Origin of the sequence: Pedobacter yulinensis (assembly GCF_003029735.1) — a bacterium.
Lineage (GTDB): Bacteria > Bacteroidota > Bacteroidia > Sphingobacteriales > Sphingobacteriaceae > Pedobacter > Pedobacter yulinensis.
This window is the reverse complement of sequence record NZ_KZ686268.1, coordinates 331,042-348,632: the sequence shown is the minus strand read 5'-3', so window position 1 is coordinate 348,632 and position 17,591 is coordinate 331,042. Positions and strand designations below refer to the sequence as shown.

The 17,591-nt window shown below is 49.4% G+C and carries 16 protein-coding genes; 10 read left to right on the top strand and 6 right to left on the bottom strand.

Annotated elements, in window-relative coordinates:
* Positions 1-7 precede the first annotated feature (7 nt).
* Positions 8-682 (top strand): TonB-dependent receptor plug domain-containing protein, encoded by a 675-nt coding sequence (locus C7T94_RS01540; protein WP_107212989.1) that lies wholly within the window; start codon positions 8-10, stop codon positions 680-682.
* 421 nt (positions 683-1,103) lie between these two features.
* Here the strand turns inward: C7T94_RS01540 and C7T94_RS01535 are convergent, their stop codons facing one another.
* The 3 genes from C7T94_RS01535 to C7T94_RS01525 are packed head-to-tail and all read right to left on the bottom strand — an operon-like array spanning position 1,104 to position 4,609.
* A complete protein-coding gene (locus C7T94_RS01535; RefSeq protein WP_107212988.1) occupies positions 1,104-1,874 on the bottom strand; it encodes a succinate dehydrogenase/fumarate reductase iron-sulfur subunit in 771 nt (256 codons plus the stop codon).
* A 45-nt stretch (positions 1,875-1,919) separates the two neighbouring features.
* The gene (locus C7T94_RS01530; protein ID WP_107212986.1) at positions 1,920-3,899 is read right to left on the bottom strand and encodes a fumarate reductase/succinate dehydrogenase flavoprotein subunit; all 1,980 of its coding nucleotides are present in this window, start codon (positions 3,897-3,899) and stop codon (positions 1,920-1,922) included.
* 29 nt (positions 3,900-3,928) lie between these two features.
* On the bottom strand, positions 3,929-4,609 hold the full coding sequence (locus C7T94_RS01525; protein ID WP_107212984.1) for a succinate dehydrogenase cytochrome b subunit: 681 nt from the start codon (positions 4,607-4,609) through the stop codon (positions 3,929-3,931).
* A 124-nt stretch (positions 4,610-4,733) separates the two neighbouring features.
* Here C7T94_RS01525 and C7T94_RS01520 point away from each other — a divergent pair, with 124 nt between their 5' ends.
* The 3 genes from C7T94_RS01520 to C7T94_RS01510 all read left to right on the top strand — a co-directional run bounded on the left by C7T94_RS01520 (position 4,734) and on the right by C7T94_RS01510 (position 8,274).
* Entirely contained in the window at positions 4,734-5,873 is a 1,140-nt protein-coding gene (locus tag C7T94_RS01520) for a TlpA family protein disulfide reductase (RefSeq protein WP_107212982.1), read from the top strand.
* A 181-nt stretch (positions 5,874-6,054) separates the two neighbouring features.
* Entirely contained in the window at positions 6,055-7,092 is a 1,038-nt protein-coding gene (locus tag C7T94_RS01515; protein WP_107212980.1) for a LacI family DNA-binding transcriptional regulator, read from the top strand.
* A gap of 108 nt (positions 7,093-7,200) precedes the next feature.
* Positions 7,201-8,274: a phosphotransferase enzyme family protein gene (locus tag C7T94_RS01510; protein ID WP_107214616.1), complete on the top strand. Its 1,074-nt coding sequence runs from the start codon at positions 7,201-7,203 to the stop codon at positions 8,272-8,274.
* A 135-nt stretch (positions 8,275-8,409) separates the two neighbouring features.
* Here C7T94_RS01510 and C7T94_RS01505 read toward each other — a convergent pair whose 3' ends face one another.
* On the bottom strand, positions 8,410-9,759 hold the full coding sequence (locus tag C7T94_RS01505; protein ID WP_107212978.1) for a Gfo/Idh/MocA family protein: 1,350 nt from the start codon (positions 9,757-9,759) through the stop codon (positions 8,410-8,412).
* A gap of 345 nt (positions 9,760-10,104) precedes the next feature.
* A complete protein-coding gene (locus tag C7T94_RS01500; protein ID WP_107212976.1) occupies positions 10,105-10,449 on the bottom strand; it encodes a hypothetical protein in 345 nt (114 codons plus the stop codon).
* Positions 10,450-10,596: 147 nt separating this feature from the next.
* On the opposite strand from C7T94_RS01500, the gene C7T94_RS01495 reads away from it, so the two are divergent.
* Together C7T94_RS01495 and C7T94_RS01490 are read left to right on the top strand one after the other, a co-directional pair.
* Entirely contained in the window at positions 10,597-11,124 is a 528-nt protein-coding gene (locus tag C7T94_RS01495; RefSeq protein WP_107212974.1) for a superoxide dismutase family protein, read from the top strand.
* Between the two features lie 63 nt (positions 11,125-11,187).
* On the top strand, positions 11,188-11,703 hold the full coding sequence (locus C7T94_RS01490; RefSeq protein WP_107212972.1) for an ExbD/TolR family protein: 516 nt from the start codon (positions 11,188-11,190) through the stop codon (positions 11,701-11,703).
* A 51-nt stretch (positions 11,704-11,754) separates the two neighbouring features.
* Here C7T94_RS01490 and metK read toward each other — a convergent pair whose 3' ends face one another.
* On the bottom strand, positions 11,755-13,005 hold the full coding sequence (metK, locus tag C7T94_RS01485) for a methionine adenosyltransferase (RefSeq protein ID WP_107212971.1): 1,251 nt from the start codon (positions 13,003-13,005) through the stop codon (positions 11,755-11,757).
* 296 nt (positions 13,006-13,301) lie between these two features.
* Here metK and C7T94_RS01480 point away from each other — a divergent pair, with 296 nt between their 5' ends.
* From C7T94_RS01480 to C7T94_RS01465, 4 genes are all read left to right on the top strand, one after another.
* Positions 13,302-14,195: a diacylglycerol/lipid kinase family protein gene (locus tag C7T94_RS01480; protein ID WP_107212969.1), complete on the top strand. Its 894-nt coding sequence runs from the start codon at positions 13,302-13,304 to the stop codon at positions 14,193-14,195.
* A gap of 15 nt (positions 14,196-14,210) precedes the next feature.
* Positions 14,211-14,558, top strand: coding sequence for a translation initiation factor (locus C7T94_RS01475; RefSeq protein WP_107212967.1), 348 nt, complete (start codon positions 14,211-14,213; stop codon positions 14,556-14,558).
* A gap of 144 nt (positions 14,559-14,702) precedes the next feature.
* Complete coding sequence (pckA, locus tag C7T94_RS01470) at positions 14,703-16,298, top strand: phosphoenolpyruvate carboxykinase (ATP) (RefSeq protein ID WP_107212965.1); 1,596 nt, start codon at positions 14,703-14,705, stop codon at positions 16,296-16,298.
* Positions 16,299-16,700: 402 nt separating this feature from the next.
* Positions 16,701-17,528 (top strand): MotA/TolQ/ExbB proton channel family protein, encoded by an 828-nt coding sequence (locus tag C7T94_RS01465; RefSeq protein WP_107212963.1) that lies wholly within the window; start codon positions 16,701-16,703, stop codon positions 17,526-17,528.
* Positions 17,529-17,591: the final 63 nt, after the last annotated feature.

Below are 17,591 nucleotides of genomic sequence, written 5' to 3'. Positions count from 1 at the left end.
ATTAAAAATGATGAAAAGTACTTATTTAAGAATATTGCTTATCGCCTGCTTATCTGCGGGTGGGCTCAGCGTCGCTGCTCAGGAACAGCCGGCTGCGAAAGGCCTGACTTTTATAAAATCCCGCACAGGGACCGACAGTGCACTGATTGTGCTGAACGGAGTTATCCTTACGCCAGAACAGAAAAGATCCTGGACTATGGAAATGCCACCGGGCGACATCAGAGATGTGTCGGTACTGCATAGCCAATCGGCAATCGCCTTGTTTGGACGGGCGGCCACTAGAGGGGCTATTGTGGTGCGCACTGGCAGCGGACAAGACTCAGACGCAGCACGTGACCTCCAGGTCCGCATGGATGCGCTGAACAACCTGCTGCGAAAAGACAAGGACGAACATGCACCAGCAGCTGCCAGCATTCGTGTCATGAATGGACTGCAGGGTGGTCCGGCAGTTCAGAAACCACTGATCGTGGTAGATGGGGTCGAGGCAGTCAGCATAGACGGTGCAGATGCCATGAAGGCAATTGCTCCTGACCAGATCAAGTCAATTACCGTACTTAAGGATACGGCATCAACCAGCATGTACGGAGCAAAAGGTGTGAACGGCGTGATCCTGGTCACCACAAAAAAAGCGGAAAAAAACACCACAGAGACCGGCCAGAAAAAGGCAGCGCCGGCGCACTAAGTTTTATGAAGTAAAATGGATAACCGGCGATGAGCCGGTTTTTTATTGAAAAAACGAAAGTCCCGGAAACACAAAACCCCAACTGATCGGCCGGGGTCTCTGTTTTTTGTGCCTCTCCTGTCTCGGACGATTAAAAATAACTAATCTTTTCTACTGTAACAAGCTTTTCAGGAGATTTTATTTTCGAACGGCTTGTCAGCCAGAGTACTACCAGCTGCTCTAGGGCGGCTTTATGCATGGTTTACGCCGTTTTCTGCAGGATCAGGCATTTATGCCTTGCCTCCTTGCATGCGCCTTGGCCTGTCAAATCAGAGATGCCTCCGGCGCCGCGCCGCAGACGATAATTTAGCTGCTTGCCAGATAGCCCGATAAAAAACAAGCCATGCTTTTGAGCATGGCTTGTCTGATCTTGCAGATTTCGTTAAACTTCTTCTTCAGACACGAATTTGGCTGCATAATAATCGCGGTTCATCCGTGCAATATTTTCCAGCGAGATCCCTTTCGGGCATTCAGCTTCGCATGCCCGGGTGTTGGTGCAATTTCCGAAACCTTCGGCGTCCATCTGGGCAACCATGCTCTGTACGCGGCGGTAGCGCTCCGGCTGTCCCTGCGGCAGCAAGGCGAGTTGCGAAATTTTAGCCGATACGAATAACATGGCCGAAGCATTTTTACACGTTGCCACACAGGCACCGCAGGCAATACACGCTGCAGCTTCGAATGCGGCATCTGCCTGGCTTTTCGGAATTGGCAGGGCGTTCGCATCCTGGGCATTGCCGGTATTTACAGAGATAAAACCGCCGGCAGCGATGATCCGGTCAAAGCTTGAACGATCTGTGGCCAGGTCTTTAATAACCGGAAAAGCCGCCGCACGCCATGGTTCGACAACGATGGTATCGCCATCTTTAAATGAACGCATGTGCAGCTGGCAGGTCGTTATTCCTTGTTTGGGGCCGTGAGGGCGACCGTTAATGAACATGGAACACATACCGCAGATGCCTTCGCGACAGTCATGATCAAACACAATCGGTTCTTCTCCCTTATTGATCAGCTGCTCGTTCAAAACATCGAACATTTCCAGAAAAGACATGTCGGGCGAGATATCTGAAACCTGATAGTCGACGAGTTTGCCGGCTGACTTGCTGTTTTTCTGGCGCCAAACTTTCAGCGTCAGATTCATATTTCCTGTACTCATTTGAATTGTATTGAGTTCGGCAGGATGGCCCGGGGGCCCCGCCGTTTATTTATAACTTCTTTGTGCTACCTTAATGTTTTCGAATTTCAATTCTTCTTTGTGCAGATTGAAATGAACGCCTTCCAGGTATTCCCAGGCGGCTGCATAAGCAAAATTTTCATCGTCACGTAGTGCTTCGCCTTCTTCAGTCTGGTATTCTTCGCGGAAGTGGCCTCCACAGCTTTCTTTGCGGTTCAGCGCATCAATGCACATCAACTCGCCCAGTTCCAGGAAGTCGGCAACGCGTCCGGCTTTTTCCAGTTCGGGATTATATTCGTCCATTGAACCGGGAACACGCACATCGCGCCAGAACTCCTCCCGCAGCGCTCTGATCTCGGCGATGGCTTCTGTCAAACCCTGTTCGTTACGCGCCATGCCGCACTTGTCCCACATGATTTTTCCAAGTGCCTTGTGGAAATGATCGACAGATCTTGATCCTTTAATGGTCAAAAACCGTTCAAGCGTTTCTTTTACACTGTTTTCAGCTTCCACGAAAGCGGGGTGGTCTGTCGGGATTGCCTTGGTCGATATCTCTTTTGAAAGGTAAGCGCCGATGGTGTAAGGAATAACGAAGTAGCCGTCTGCCAGGCCCTGCATCAATGCAGATGCCCCGAGCCGGTTGGCTCCATGATCGGAGAAATTAGCTTCGCCGAGTGCATAAAGGCCAGGTACGGTTGTCATCAGGTTGTAGTCTACCCACAGGCCGCCCATGGTATAATGCACGGCCGGGTAAATACGCATTGGTGTTTCGTAAGGATCTTCGCCGGTAATCTGCGCATACATGTCGAACAAGTTACCGTACTTTTCTTTTACTACTTCCCTGCCGAGCCGCATATAAGTGGCTTTGTCTGCGTTCTGAATGCCATGTTTGGTGGCTTCGATGCGGCCATAACGTTCGGTATTTGCAGCAAAGTCGAGGTAAACCGCGAGTTTCGAAGCGCCTACACCGTAACCCGCATCGCAACGCTCTTTCGCTGCACGTGAAGCGACGTCGCGCGGAACCAGGTTGCCGAATGCCGGATAGCGGCGCTCCAGGTAGTAGTCCCGTTCGTCTTCCGGAATGTCTGTAGGTTTTCTGTTATCGTCTTTCTTTTTTGGCACCCAGATGCGACCGTCGTTGCGGAGCGATTCAGACATCAGCGTGAGCTTGCTCTGGTGGTCGCCCGAAACCGGGATACAGGTTGGGTGGATTTGCGTAAAACATGGGTTAGCAAAGAAGGCACCTTGTCTGTGGGCTTTCCATGCTGCAGTCACGTTGCTTCCCATGGCGTTGGTAGACAAGTAAAACACGTTGCCATAACCGCCTGATGCCAGCAAAACCGCATGGCCGAAATGGCGCTCGAGCTCTCCCGTAATCAGGTTGCGGGCAATAATGCCACGTGCTTTGCCATCAATCTTCACCACCTCAAGCATCTCGTGGCGGGTGTACATCTCTACTTTCCCCATTCCAATCTGCCGTTCAAGCGCGCTGTATGCGCCCAGAAGCAATTGCTGCCCGGTCTGACCGGCGGCGTAAAAAGTACGCTGTACCTGCGTTCCGCCAAAAGAACGGTTGTCAAGCAGTCCGCCATACTCGCGCGCCAGCGGAACGCCCTGGGCTACGCATTGGTCGATGATGTTGGCGCTGACCTCTGCAAGACGGTAAACGTTTGCTTCGCGTGCGCGGTAATCACCGCCTTTAATGGTATCGTAAAACAGCCGGTAGGTGCTGTCGCCGTCATTCTGATAGTTTTTTGCCGCGTTGATACCGCCCTGAGCCGCAATCGAGTGCGCCCGTCGGGGCGAATCCTGGAAGCAAAAACATTTAACTTTATATCCCATTTCTGCCAGGGTTGCCGCGGCCGAAGCACCGGCAAGACCCGAGCCAACCACGATTACCTCGATGCTCCGTTTATTTGCGGGGTTAACCAGGGCAACCGAAGAACGGTATTTGGTCCATTTCTGGGTCAATTCTCCCTCGGGGATGTTTGAATTAATATCTGCCATTCTGTTATTGAGAATTATACGTTCAAAAATTAGTTGATGAGGCCTGTGTAGATTGCAATCGGCATGGCTGCAAACAATACCGAAATGATGATCGAATACCACACGCCAACCGATTTAATGACCGGAGCATATTTCTTGTGGTTCCAGCCCATGGTTTGAAATGCAGAAGCAAATCCGTGCAGCAGGTGGTAACACAGAGAAATCATAGACAATACATACAGGACTACGATCCAGATGTTCTGGAAGCTTTCAACCATAACGGCATAAAGGTTTTCACGGTTGTTCGCATCATGGGTAGGAATGCCTGTAAAACGAGAAACCACCCAGAAGTTCGAAAGGTGAACAACGAGGAAGATCAGCAGCAGAGTTCCCAACAGGCCCATAGACCGCGAGTACCATTTGCTGTTCGCACTGCCATTGTAAGCGGCATACTTTACCGGTCTTGCCTTCTGGTTATCGTAAGTTAGCCTGGCACTTTGTACAATGTGCAGGATCAGCCCGATAAACAGCACAATCTCGCCAGCGCGGATGGCCCAGTTACCTGCCATGAACTCAGCGCCGAGGTTAAATGTCTCTCCGCCGTCGTTCAGGAAAATAAGCGAATTGAGAAAACAATGAACGATCAAAAACAAGATCAGGAACAGGCCTGTGATGCCCATGACGACTTTTTTTCCTATAGACGAGGAAAAAGCTTTTCCGAAACTACTCATTAGATGTACTTTAATTTCTTTTATTTGCAAAAGTATTTAATAATATGGCTTAATGGTGCTACCTGCAAATCAAAAACACCACAAAGTCTTTATTTAGAAACATTCTAAAAATTCACGCTTTCGTATGAAATATTTAAGCCCAGCCCTGCGCCCTTTGTTGGTCGCGGCCCTTGCGCTTTCTTCATGTTCGCCTTCAGATGCACGCTTTGAAATCGAGTCTGATCATTTCGGGCCAAACGGAACACTGGGCATTTACCGCCAAGCCGAAACCAGGCCACTTGCGGCAATAAACCTGAATAATGCCAAACAGGAGTTCAAGCTGCCGTTCGCCGAAGAAGGTTATTACCTGATCAGGACCAGCAACGGACAGGTCAGAGAACGGCCCGGCCAGGACAGCCGTTACTTCATTTACCTGAAGGGAGGAAACTACAAGCTGCATGCAGATACGGCGTTCAACGCGCCATACCCGGTAACGGAATCAGACGTAACCGAAGCGCAGGAGCTGATCCATTTCTACAAGATCAGCAGGGCGAAACGGGCTGTCGTCGAGGCCGAGGTTGCACGCAAACGGCAGCAGATGGACAGCCGGGTATTCGACGACGTTCGCGAAGCGGCTGAAGAAGAAGACCGGTTGTTCCGGCGACTCGATGAAGGCAATATAGAGGCGGTGGGCGAATTCGCGGCGAAGTATCCCGATAGCAAACATACGCCTTTCCTTCTCCATGATCTGGACGAGGCTGGTAATTTCCCAAGACTTTACAAAAAGATCCTGACCGGGACAGCCCCGGCTGTTCAGCAGGAAAAAATGGCCCAAAAGCTCCTTGCGCAAGCGGAAGACGCCCTTGGCATGGAAGTGGGCGCAAGAATGGCTGCCATTGAGGGCCGCACACCTGCAGGCGGGAATTTTGATCCCGGCAAAGAACTGCGTAAACTGAACCTGATTATCGTCTGGACTTCATACGACAATGGTTTGCGGAAAAAACATCCTGAATTGATACGCCTGTATGAGGCGTATAAGGGTAAGGGCCTTCAGGTAATTGGCGTTTCGCTTGATAAAAATGAAAAATGGTGGAAAAGTGCCATCGATCACGACCGGCTTCCCTGGCCGCAGTACGCCGATTTGAAGGGCGCCCGTTCTCCAAACGCACAAAAGCTGAGCGGCATGATGCATCCATATTTGTTCCTGGTTAATAAAGACGGGAAAATCGTTTGCAGCAAACTCCTGCCTGATGAGGCCATTGCAGAGATTCAGCGGCGGCTTTAAGCAGCCGTTTGCAATATGCAAACGTTTGTGCTGAGCCGGCTGCAGTTTTATACTGACAAATATGAACTCTAAACGTTAAAAGCTATGGCAGGCTGCATACCGGCATTCATAACGGAGGGCACTGTTTGATTGGATACATAATACATAATACGTATATTGGAAACGTTAACCAAACACGTTGATGCAACAGAAACCGACTACGATTAAGGAGATAGCGAAAAAGCTGAATATTTCGATTTCAACGGTGTCGCGGGCGCTGCATGACCACCCCAGCATCGGGCTTATTACCAGGCAAAAGGTAAAGCGCATGGCCGAAGAGATGAACTACGAGCCAAACCAGACCGCTATTCTCTTTCAGAAAGGAAAAACGTACACTATTGGGGTCATTCTTCCCGAGCTGTCAGAGGACTTTTTTTCTTCTGCCATCAGTGCGATAGAAGATGTGGCGAACAAACGCAATTACAATGTGCTCCTGGCGCAGTCGCACGACGATCAGGACAAAGAGAAACAGCTTGTAGAAAAAATGAAAAACCACCGGGTCGATGGCTTGCTGGTATCTGTGGCCAAGACCACTTCAACCTTCGAGCATTTCGATATGCTGAAACGTTATAACATTCCCGTGGTTTTTTTTGACCGCGTACCGCCGCTGAAAGACATTCACTATGTGGCCTGTAATATGGAAACCGGCAGCATCGAAGCGGTTAATTACCTGCTTAAGAAAGGCCACCGCAGTATTGGCATGATCAACGGGCCTGCTACCCTGGCTGCCAGCGGACAGCGCAAGGAGGGCTACGTGAAAGCCATGCTGAAGAACCGGCTTAAGTTTGATCCCTCGCTGATCGTTGGCTGCGACCTGACGGAAAGTGGTACCATCAGGGCGCTGGACGAGCTGCTGGACAACCGGCGCAGGCCCACGGCCATTGTTACCTTTAACGATTATGTGTCGCTGTACGCCATCAGGCATGCCCGTAAACTGGGCATCGACCTGGCCAGCGATCTAGACTTTGTCAGTTACGCAAACCTGCCCATCATCAATTTTATGGACCATACGCCAATTGCGTCTGTTGAGCAATTTCCCTATGTGCAGGGACAGCGTGCCGCAGATATTCTCTTCGATTTACTGAACAGCAAATCTGAAGAAGGGCAGGCTGCCTTTTATAAGATCGTGATCGAGTCGCAGCTGGTGGAATCGCCGGCTAAAAAGCGCCAGGATGGCTAACCGCAGGCGATCTGCTTCCCCGGATGGTAAAATCAAGCAAACGTTTGTGCGAGGAATTGAGACCTGATTTCCATATGTTTGAAATTCAGCAACCAAGAAACTATCACGATGCAAGATATCATCCGTCAATTTGGTTTTTCACCCGAACGGTTCCGGATCCGGAAATTTGGCTCAGGGCTGATCAATCATACCTGGAAGGTGTATAACGATGAAGAGGCCTATATTCTTCAGCGTATCAATGACAAAGTATTTAAATATCCGCATCGCATTTCTGCAAACATCAGGAAGATCGACCATTACCTGAAAGCAAATTACCCCTCCTATCTTTTTGTTTCGCCCCTGCAACTGGCCGACGGCAGCTCACTGGTGCAAACAGCAGACAAAGGCTATTTTAGGGTATTTCCCTTTGTAGCGCAATCTGTAACCATCAATACCGTTGAGAACGAGACAGAGGCCTTCGAAGCAGCCTGCCAGTTCGGGCGCTTTACCCGGCTGCTTGCCGATTTCCCGATAACGGAACTAGCCCTGACGCTGTCAGATTTTCACAACCTGGAGCTCCGCGCGCAGCAGTTCAGGCAAGCCCGGGAGCATGCAGACAGCGAACGTCTGTTAAAAGCTGCTTCCTGGATTGACCAGGCGCTGCGGTATGAGGATATTTCTGATGCGTATACCGAGATTGTACGCAATAAACTTTTGCCCCAGCGGGTCATACATCACGATACCAAAATCAGCAATGTGCTTTTCGATCCGCATCAAAAAGGTTTATGCGTGATTGACCTCGATACCGTTATGCCCGGATATTTTATCAGCGATGTGGGGGACATGATGCGCACATACCTTTCGCCCGCAAATGAAGAAGAAAAAGATTTTTCGCGCATTTCGGTTCGCGGCGATTATTTCAGGGCCATTGTGAGCGGCTACCTGTCAGAAATGGGCGAGGTGCTCACACTGGCAGAAAAAGAGCGGTTTGTATACGGAGGCAAGTTTATGATTTACATGCAGGCCATCCGTTTTCTGACCGATTACCTGAATGGCGACAGTTATTATGGCGCGGCTTATCCTGATCACAACCTGGTCAGGGCCGGTAACCAGTTTACACTGCTTGAGCGGTACCTTGAACAGGAAGAAACTTTCGAACAGCTGGTTGATACCCTTTACGCCGCAAATATCCAGCACGAATAAACCACCTTATCCTATTTGTCAAACCCGGCCCTTCGCCGGGTTTTTGTTTTTCCCGCAAAAAAAAAGATGGTTCGGGTCATCGCGACCAGAACCACCACAATTATAACCAAACATGCCTGTTTTCAGGCAGTTTCTTTAAAAGCCGCTGTCGTCCAGGGCGAATGTATTTTTACGGGTTTTCCATTTTCCTTTGGTGAAATCCGGGAATTCCTGCGGTTTGTTGCCTTCTTTAAGCGACTGGGTAGAAAGCGGCATGATCACGCTCATGGTCACTGAATCGTACACATCGATGGGCGTCTGTTTTTTCTGTTTTACGGCCTGGATAAAGGCATTGAAAACATACCAGTCCATACCACCGTGACCGGCTCCTTCGGCCTGTTTTGAGTATTTCTTCCAGAGTGGGTGGTCGTATTTGTCGAACCATTCTTTTACAGGTTCCCAGGTATCATATTTTGGCGACTTGCCGTCTATATAAAGTGATTTGTTCACGTCCATCCAGATTCCCTTGGTTCCCTGAACCCTGAATCCGATCGAGTAGGGCCGGGGCAGGTGCGTGTCGTGCGAAAGCAGCACCGTCTCGCCGTTTGCACAGTTGAGCAGTGTGGTCGTCACGTCGCCATTTTTGTATTTGATCTTTGCATTGGGGTGGCCGGGCGACATCTCTTCAACGTAAGCAGCCAGGCCGCGGGCTTTAGAGCTGAACGAAACGAGGTTGGTAAAGCGGTTGCCGCGGTTAATATCGGCATACTGCATCAGTGGCCCAACGCCATGGGTGGGGTACAGGTCGCCGTCCTGATCAATGTTATATTGGGTCCGCCACTGCGCTTCGCTGAGCGCTTTTGGACCGAATTCAACACCGCCTCCGTAATAACTTTTGCCATCATTGAACAGGACGTTGCGCAGGTTGTGCTGGTAGCCCCCCTCCAGATGCACAAGTTCACCGAAAACCCCCTGGCGTACCATGTTCAGCACAGCCATAACATCGCGGCGGTAACAAACGTTCTCGAGCGTCATGTAAGGCATGCCTGTTTTCTCAGAAGTTTTGACAATATCCCAATGTTGATCTACCGTTAAACCGGCAATCACCTCACAGCCTACATATTTGCCGGCTTTCATTGAATCAACCGACTGCTGGTGATGGAACTCCCAGGGTGTGGCGATGATTACAGCATCAAGATCCTTGCGCTCGATCATCTTTTTGTAGGCATCGGTTCCGCCTGTATATTCTTTTGCTGCCGGACGCCCTTTTTTGGCAATAAAGTTCCTGCATACTTTGAGTGAACTCTCCTGGGTGTCGCAGATTGCAACGATTTCCACGTCATCGCGCAGACAGGCCTCGCTGATATGGCTCATACCACGCGCTCCTACGCCGATATAGCCAAGGCGCACCTTGCCGTCTGCGGCCGCAAAAAGTTTGCCTGTTGGCAAGATGGTAAAGCCTGCCGTCGCAACTGCGCCACTCTTAAGAAAATCTCTTCTTTCCATGGTTATTTAGTTTTTGTATGTTGATCCGTTTGGTTTCGGAAAGTGAAAGTAAAGATTGCCGGGCAAAAATGGAGTGCTTTGTGTAACGTATTTCAACGCAAACGTTTGATATCCAAAAAGCATAAATAGCCCGTTGAACAGCACGGAATGTACTGTTATTAAGCCCGCGATAGGTTGGCGGGCTGGCTGACCGGCCATTTGAATAAAAAGCAGGAAGAAGGTCTTAGTGTACGCGGCGGGAAAGTCACCTGCAGCAGATTGCTATGCGCAAACGTTTGTTCGGCAGCTGTACAATAAAAAAAGCAAGGGGTTGCCTTGCTTCGTGTAGGATTGTGATGGCTGCTGTCAGAACAGTTCCTGAAGATCACGGTCAACCATTGGTATTTTTTTAAGGAAATCATCAAAGCCCGGCCCATCGTGGTCGCTGTAGGTGCCATAGGCATCCAGAATGTAACCGATCGAACCCTCGTTGTCTTCGATCAGGTAGATGACAGAGTTATCGGCAGGGTCTGAATCGCCTTCGAACCTGAATGTTTTGATGATTTTCAGATCTTCAGGTTTATATATCTTGTTAATGCCTACACCCTGCATGCGCCCGTGGTCAGACATCTTGATTTCGTTATCATAGCCCTTTTGTCTTAACCGTTCCAAGACCTGGCTTAGTGTGGTCATTTCTAATGAATGTTCCATAGTTCCTCGTTAGTGGTGTGATGTAAAATAATAACAAGTACCTGGTAAAATAGTTTGCGTGTTTTAACGGCTCAGTTACGTAGTCTGCCCCTGAAAACCAAAGGAGCGGGTATTTGTTGTTAAGGCAAAGACTTTAAAAATTAAATTATGAAAAAGTACCTGTTTTTTGCCCTGGTTGCGGCCATCGGTCTGACATCATGCGATAAGGAAGATAAGGAACTGGCACGGGCCACCCTGAACAGAACCAATGATGGCTCGAGCGTAATCGGCGTAGCGAAATTTTTTGACGCCGGCGACGGTAAAATCAGGATGGCGCTGCGTATAGACTTCGCAGATCGGGCAGACAGTACAGTAGCCGTTCATTTCCATGAACATGGCGACTGCGGCAACATGGGTGAAAACGCACACGGTCACTGGAACCCGACAAAAGAGGCGCATGGTAAGTGGGGTTCGGGAAGCTACCACTCTGGCGATATCGGCAACATTGAGCTGGATGCTAAAGGACAGGGCGAAATCATTGTAACGACCGACCGCTGGTCAATTGCCAACGGGGATGCGAAAAGCATTATCGGCCGCGGCATCATTGTTCATGGTGGTACAGACGATTACAAAACCCAGCCAACCGGCAACTCAGGCCCGCGCATTGGCTGCGGTGTCATCGAAGCCATTAAATAATTTTTGCTGCCAGCTGTGGAATATGAAGCAGGCCTGTCATCGTGTTAAAAAAACCTAACCGTTATGGCAACTCTTCAGATTCCGCAGGGCAGCAAGGCTCGCCCGGGATTACCCAAAACAGCTCCATCGACCGACCTGACCGCCATGGTTGATCTGGCGTTCCTGCTGATCACATTTTTTATGCTGACCACCAGTTTATCGCGCTTCCAGGCCATGGATGTAGCACGGCCGGTGCCCAGCGACAGGCCTGCACACTATCCGGCCTCGCGTACACTCACACTTGTACTTGGTAAAAACGACCGTGTTTTGTGGTACATGGGCGAGCCGGGTACAACAAACATGAAGCTTGCTCCGCTGCCGGCCGTCAGGAAGGTGCTGCTTGCGAGAAAAACCGAGCTGCTTAAACAGCAAAAAGACCTCATCGTTATCATCAAGCCGGCTGCCGCCTCGCGTTATTCGAACCTGGTCGATATTCTTGATGAACTGAATATTACCCGGGTAAAAACCTATACGCTGGCAGATGCCGATCAATCATTGCTTGCTGAAGAGAAAGCCGCGCTCAGGCGAAACGGAATATGACTAAACAAATAAGGCGCTGGTCACAGCGCCTTATTTGTTTATTGAACCTGGTTAAAGAGCAAATGCCTTTTTAACCTCGTCAACATAATCCAGTTTCTCCCAGGTAAAAAGCTCAACCTCGACGGTTACCTCTTCACCGCCCGGGCTTCTGAATGTTTTGGTCACGATTTCCGGCTGACGGCCCATGTGGCCGTATGCCGCTGTCTCGCTATAAATCGGATTCCGGAGTTTCAGGCGCTGCTCGATAAAGTAAGGACGCATGTCGAAAATCTCTGATACAATCCGGGCAATTTCCCCATCAGTCTGGCTAACCTTCGCAGTACCGTAGGTGTTGATATAAATACCCATTGGCTTGGCTACGCCGATGGCATAACTGACCTGCACAAGCACCTCATCTGCCACGCCTGCAGCAACGAGATTTTTGGCAATGTGCCTTGTTGCATATGCTGCGGAACGGTCTACTTTTGACGGGTCTTTTCCCGAGAAAGCACCACCGCCGTGCGCGCCCTTACCACCGTAGGTGTCAACGATAATCTTGCGGCCAGTCAGACCGGTATCGCCATGCGGGCCGCCGATAACGAATTTGCCGGTCGGGTTAATGTGGTACTCGATCTCGTCATTAAAAAGATGTGCGTACTGCGGATATTTTTTAATGATTCTTGGAATCAGGATGCCTGTAAGATCTTTTTTGATCTGGGCAAGCATGGTGGTTTCTTCAGCGAAGTCATCATGTTGTGTTGAGATCACGATGGCGTCAATGCGGTGCGGCCTGTTGTTATCGTCATACTCGAGCGTTACCTGCGATTTTGCATCCGGACGGAGATAGGTGATCTCTTTATTCTCCCGGCGCAGTGCCGCCAGTTCCTGCAGCAGCTTGTGTGAAAGATCGAGCGCAAGCGGCATGTAATCGTCTGTCTCGTTCGTGGCGTAGCCAAACATCATGCCCTGGTCGCCAGCTCCCTGTTCTTCTTTGCTTTTGCGGTCCACACCCTGGTTAATGTCTTGCGACTGTTCATGAATGGCAGATAAGATCCCGCAAGAGTTGGCTTCGAACATATATTCGCTTTTCGTATACCCGATCCTGCGGATTACGTCACGGGCAATCTGTTGAACGTCCAGGTATGTTTTTGATTTCACCTCGCCGGCTAAAATGACCTGCCCGGTGGTTACAAGCGTTTCACAGGCAACCTTTGAATCGGCATCAAAAGCCAGGAAATTATCGATCAGTGCGTCTGAAATCTGGTCGGCGATTTTATCAGGATGTCCTTCAGAAACGGACTCTGACGTGAAAAAATACGACATTTTAAATAATTAAATTTTTGAAATCTAAACAATTAAATAAAATGGCTGTTGATCCAGGAAAACAGGCTGTAAATCGAAGTGAAGGTACAATTAGCACTTTTTTTTACGTGGTTGCAATCCGGCCATTTACATGGTTTGAGCAAATCAGTCCACTTTAACGCGACAAAGTTAAGGTATTTTTTATTTTAAATCCCGTTTTTGAAAAGTAAAAAAGCGCTTGAAAGCGATGTTGCAGGCACTGTTTGTAATGCAATTGGAAAATTATAGATTATTTTGCAAGACAAGTTCAAAACAGCGTGCAGAAGCGTACAAATATCCTCTTCATCATCAATCCCATTTCAGGGGGAACCCGTAAATCACGCGTACCGGCCCTGATAGACCGCTACCTGGACAAAGCCAGATACAATCCGAATTTTCGTTTTACCGAACACCGTGGCCATGCAGCCGAACTGGCCGACGAGGCCCTGCGCAAACAGTTTGACATCCTGGTGGCCGTGGGCGGCGACGGTACGATCAACGAAGTAGCCGGTAAGGTCATGGAGCATGGCAAGACACTGGGCATTATCGCGCTTGGCTCAGGCAATGGCCTGGCGCGTTTTCTGCAGATTCCGCTCGACCCGAAGAAAGCGATCCAAAGCCTGAATACGGGGCGGGAACTTGCTGTGGATACCGCGGTTTTCAATGACCGTGTATTTTTTAACATGGCAGGCATGGGCTTCGATGCGCATCTGAGCTCGGTGTTTGCCGAAGAAAAAGGCCGCGGCCTGCTGGGCTACCTGCGGCAGGGGCTGGCCGAGATCGGCACCTATGGGTCCAAACATTACCAGATTTCAGTCGACGGGAAAGCCTATGTGCGGGAGGCATTTGCCATCAGCATCGCAAACTCATCGCAATATGGCAACAACGTTTTTATTGCGCCTCAGGCATCCGTTACCGATGGCCTGCTTGAAGTGTGCATCATCAAGCCCTTCCCGCTTCGCAGGTTACCGGAAATAGCCTGGGTCATGCTTCGCCGGAAAGCGCACACATCAGACCTGATCGAGATCATCAGCGGGAAAGAAATCCTGATCTCGCGCGATACCGAAGCGGCTGTCCATATTGACGGCGAGCCGCTGTATATGGGAAAAGACCTGCATATCAGCGTCAGGCCCGCTTCCTTAAACATCATCGTTCCCAACCATACCTTATAATATATATAGCATACAATGAAACCAAAGAAGAACGGCCTTAGCGAACTGGGTGGCATCATGTACTCGACCGATCCGGGATTTACGTTCGAGGCGCCCGAACCGGAAGAAACGCCGGCCAACAAGCAGCAGGACCTGCGGGTGCAGCTGGACCGTAAAAACCGCGGCGGCAAAGCTGTGACGCTCGTTACCGGCTTTCGCGGGAACGACAGCGACCTCCAGGCACTGGGCAAGTTGCTGAAAAGCAAATGCGGTGTCGGCGGTTCTGCAAAAGATGGGGAAATCATCGTGCAGGGCGATTTCAGGGACAAAGTGCTGCAGCTGTTGATCGAGCAGGGCTATAAAGCCAAAAAGGCTGGCGGGTAATTAAGATTAATCGTTTTACTAATTTGTAAATCAGGAGATTAGGCGTTAGTGTACTTGCCACAATAAGTTAAAAAATGCACAAAAAATGCTGCGGCTTTGGCAACGAAGCTGTTACCTTTGCGCTACTAACTTATTATTCACCTCATGATTAAAGCCAAGCTGACAGCGCCGGATTTAAGTGACTTAAATCTGAACGCCGCAACTGTTTATTATCAATTGAGTCCCGCCGAACTGATCGAGGCGGCGCTGAAAAGAAACGAAGGTACACTTGCCGATTCCGGAGCCCTTGCTATAGACACCGGTATGTTTACGGGGCGGTCACCCAAAGACCGCTTTATCGTGTCAGACGACCTGACCAGGGACCTGGTCTGGTGGAGCGATATCAATATTCCGTTTGACGGTGAGAAAGCAGACCGGCTGTTTGACAGGCTGATCGATTACCTTGAAAACAAACCGGTGTTCGTGCGCGATGCTTTTGCCTGCGCCGATCCAGCTTATAGGCTGGGCATTCGTGTCATTACCGAAACAGCCTACCAAAACCTGTTCGCCTACAACCTCTTTCTGCGGGCCGAAGAAGGTAAACCGGCCGATCCCTCCTGGACCATCGTTGCGGCTCCCGGCTTTCTTGCCGATCCGGAGCGCGATGGCACGCGGCAGGCCAATTTCTCGATCATTGACTTTACGAAAAAAAGGATCATGATCGGCGGAACAGGATATACCGGTGAAATTAAAAAGGGGGTATTCTCCGTGCTGAACTTCCTCTTGCCGGTTGAACACCAAGTACTCCCGATGCATTGCTCGGCAAACACAGGCCAAAACGGCGATACGGCCTTGTTCTTTGGCCTGTCGGGCACCGGGAAAACAACCTTATCTGCAGATTCAGAGCGGGCACTTGTTGGCGACGACGAGCATGGCTGGTCTGATCAGCACGTGTTTAATTTCGAGGGAGGCTGTTACGCCAAGTGTGTCAATCTCTCAGCAGAAAATGAGCCAGAAATCTTTAATGCCATCCGTTTCGGTGCCCTGCTTGAGAATACCAATTATTTTTCAGGCTCGCGCGAGGTTGATTTTTCAGATATCAGTAAAACTGAAAACACCAGGGTGGCCTATCCCATCCATTATATCAGCAACGCTGCAAAGCCCTCTGTGGCACCGCTTCCAAAGCATATTTTTTTCCTGACGGCCGATGCCTTCGGCGTATTGCCGCCCATTTCCCGGCTGGATGCCAGGCAGGCCATGTTTCATTTTATTTCCGGGTACACCGCTAAAGTTGCAGGCACAGAAGCCGGCGTACTCGAGCCGCAGGCTACTTTCTCGGCCTGTTATGGAAAAGCCTTTCTTCCCCTGCACCCCGTAACCTATGCCAACCTGCTCGGCCAGAAAATGGAACAGCATGAGGTATCGGCCTGGCTGATCAACACGGGCTGGTCTGGCGGACCCTACGGTACCGGCAGCCGCATCAAACTAAGTTATACCCGGGCCATGATCCGTGCCGCCATGAAAGGTGCGCTTGCTGAAGTGGACTTTAACATTCATCCTGTTTTTGGCCTGCAGGTACCGGCAATTTGCCCGGGTGTTCCGACAACGCTGCTCGACCCGGCCGGCACCTGGACAGATGGCGCGGCCTACACGCATAAAGCCAGGGAGCTTGCAGACGCATTTGTTAACAATTTCAGACAATTTGAAGATGCTGCAGATACCGGTTTGCTCCAGGCCTTGCGGGAACCCGCGGCGCAGTAAACAGGCCCTGATCAGGAAAGGAAAAGAAACGTTAAACTGACGGCAATAGGGTGCGATTGTAAAAATGTGCTTATATAAGCCCTAAATGCGGTTTAAACTGCTTTTTTTTCTTTAAAAATTTGCAAATCATTAATTTTTTAGTTTTTATTGTGAAAGAATTGTCTCCCCAAGAGGCAATTTTTTGTTAGTACACCTCGCTAAGTCAGGGATATGTTTATGGATGATGGGCGCACGATTTGTGCAGAAAGAGCGGTCAGAGGGTCTCTTTTTAAATTAATTTGTAATTTAAACCAAAATTTTAAATTTGTTTCCGCAACAAAACAAGCTGGGCTGACGTTGTGTATTACCAATCCACTATTTAAAAAATAAAAAAACAAAAACTAAAAACTAAAAATTAAAAAAATGGCAAACGCACCAAAACCTACTACAGTTAAAAAAGAGAGCTCTTCTGCCTCTAATTTATTTGCTACTTTGGTTATTCCTATCTGTATCATCATTGGGGTTCTCCTGTTTAAATTCGTACTGGGCGCTCCTGAACACTTCATTGACAACAACCCGGAAAATTTGCCAAAAACTGGTGACTATTTTGGAATGGCCTATAAAGGTGGATTCATCGTGCCAATCCTGATCGGCCTGTTGCTGATGGTAATTGTATTCTCTGTAGAGCGTTTTATCGTGATCGGTAAAGCTTCAGGTAAAGGCAACCTGGATACTTTCGTAAGAAAAGTACAAAGCAACCTGAGCACCAACAACATCGAAGCTGCAATGGCTGAGTGCGATAAACAACAAGGTTCTGTTGCGAACGTAATCAAATCTGGCCTGAAAAAATACCGCGAGGTAGAAGCCGACACCAATCTTGACGTTGAGCAATCTGTTGTAGCGATTCAGAAAGACATCGAAGAAGCTACTTCGCTTGAAATGCCTATGCTTGAGCAAAACCTGACCGTTATAGCTACCCTGGTATCGATTGGTACACTGATGGGTCTGTTGGGTACGGTAACAGGTATGATCAGGGCTTTCGCCGGTCTGGCAAACTCTGGTGCTCCTGACCAGGCTGCACTTGCAACAGGTATCTCTGAGGCCCTTGTAAATACAGCTACAGGTATCTCTACATCGACACTGGCGATCATCATGTACAACATCTTTACTTCAAAGATCGACAAACTGACTTACGCCATTGACGAAGCTGGTTTCAGCATCGTACAGACCTATGCTTCTACGCATAAATAATCATTAGTGTAAAAAAAGTTTCACCGGCTTTATGGAAAACCGGTTACAAGAACATCATTCATT

Bases quoted from the DNA above. Each gene is read 5' to 3' on its own strand.
- C7T94_RS01520 (WP_107212982.1), top strand. From the start codon at position 4,734: ATGAAATATTTAAGCCCAGCCCTGCGCCCTTTGTTGGTCGCGGCCCTT.
- C7T94_RS01540 (WP_107212989.1), top strand. From the start codon at position 8: ATGATGAAAAGTACTTATTTAAGAATATTGCTTATCGCCTGCTTATCT.
- C7T94_RS01515 (WP_107212980.1), top strand. From the start codon at position 6,055: ATGCAACAGAAACCGACTACGATTAAGGAGATAGCGAAAAAGCTGAAT.
- C7T94_RS01530 (WP_107212986.1), bottom strand. From the start codon at position 3,899: ATGGCAGATATTAATTCAAACATCCCCGAGGGAGAATTGACCCAGAAA.
- pckA (WP_107212965.1), top strand. From the start codon at position 14,703: ATGATTAAAGCCAAGCTGACAGCGCCGGATTTAAGTGACTTAAATCTG.
- C7T94_RS01505 (WP_107212978.1), bottom strand. From the start codon at position 9,759: ATGGAAAGAAGAGATTTTCTTAAGAGTGGCGCAGTTGCGACGGCAGGC.
- metK (WP_107212971.1), bottom strand. From the start codon at position 13,005: ATGTCGTATTTTTTCACGTCAGAGTCCGTTTCTGAAGGACATCCTGAT.
- C7T94_RS01525 (WP_107212984.1), bottom strand. From the start codon at position 4,609: ATGAGTAGTTTCGGAAAAGCTTTTTCCTCGTCTATAGGAAAAAAAGTC.
- C7T94_RS01495 (WP_107212974.1), top strand. From the start codon at position 10,597: ATGAAAAAGTACCTGTTTTTTGCCCTGGTTGCGGCCATCGGTCTGACA.
- C7T94_RS01500 (WP_107212976.1), bottom strand. From the start codon at position 10,449: ATGGAACATTCATTAGAAATGACCACACTAAGCCAGGTCTTGGAACGG.
- C7T94_RS01475 (WP_107212967.1), top strand. From the start codon at position 14,211: ATGAAACCAAAGAAGAACGGCCTTAGCGAACTGGGTGGCATCATGTAC.
- C7T94_RS01510 (WP_107214616.1), top strand. From the start codon at position 7,201: ATGCAAGATATCATCCGTCAATTTGGTTTTTCACCCGAACGGTTCCGG.
- C7T94_RS01465 (WP_107212963.1), top strand. From the start codon at position 16,701: ATGGCAAACGCACCAAAACCTACTACAGTTAAAAAAGAGAGCTCTTCT.
- C7T94_RS01490 (WP_107212972.1), top strand. From the start codon at position 11,188: ATGGCAACTCTTCAGATTCCGCAGGGCAGCAAGGCTCGCCCGGGATTA.
- C7T94_RS01535 (WP_107212988.1), bottom strand. From the start codon at position 1,874: ATGAGTACAGGAAATATGAATCTGACGCTGAAAGTTTGGCGCCAGAAA.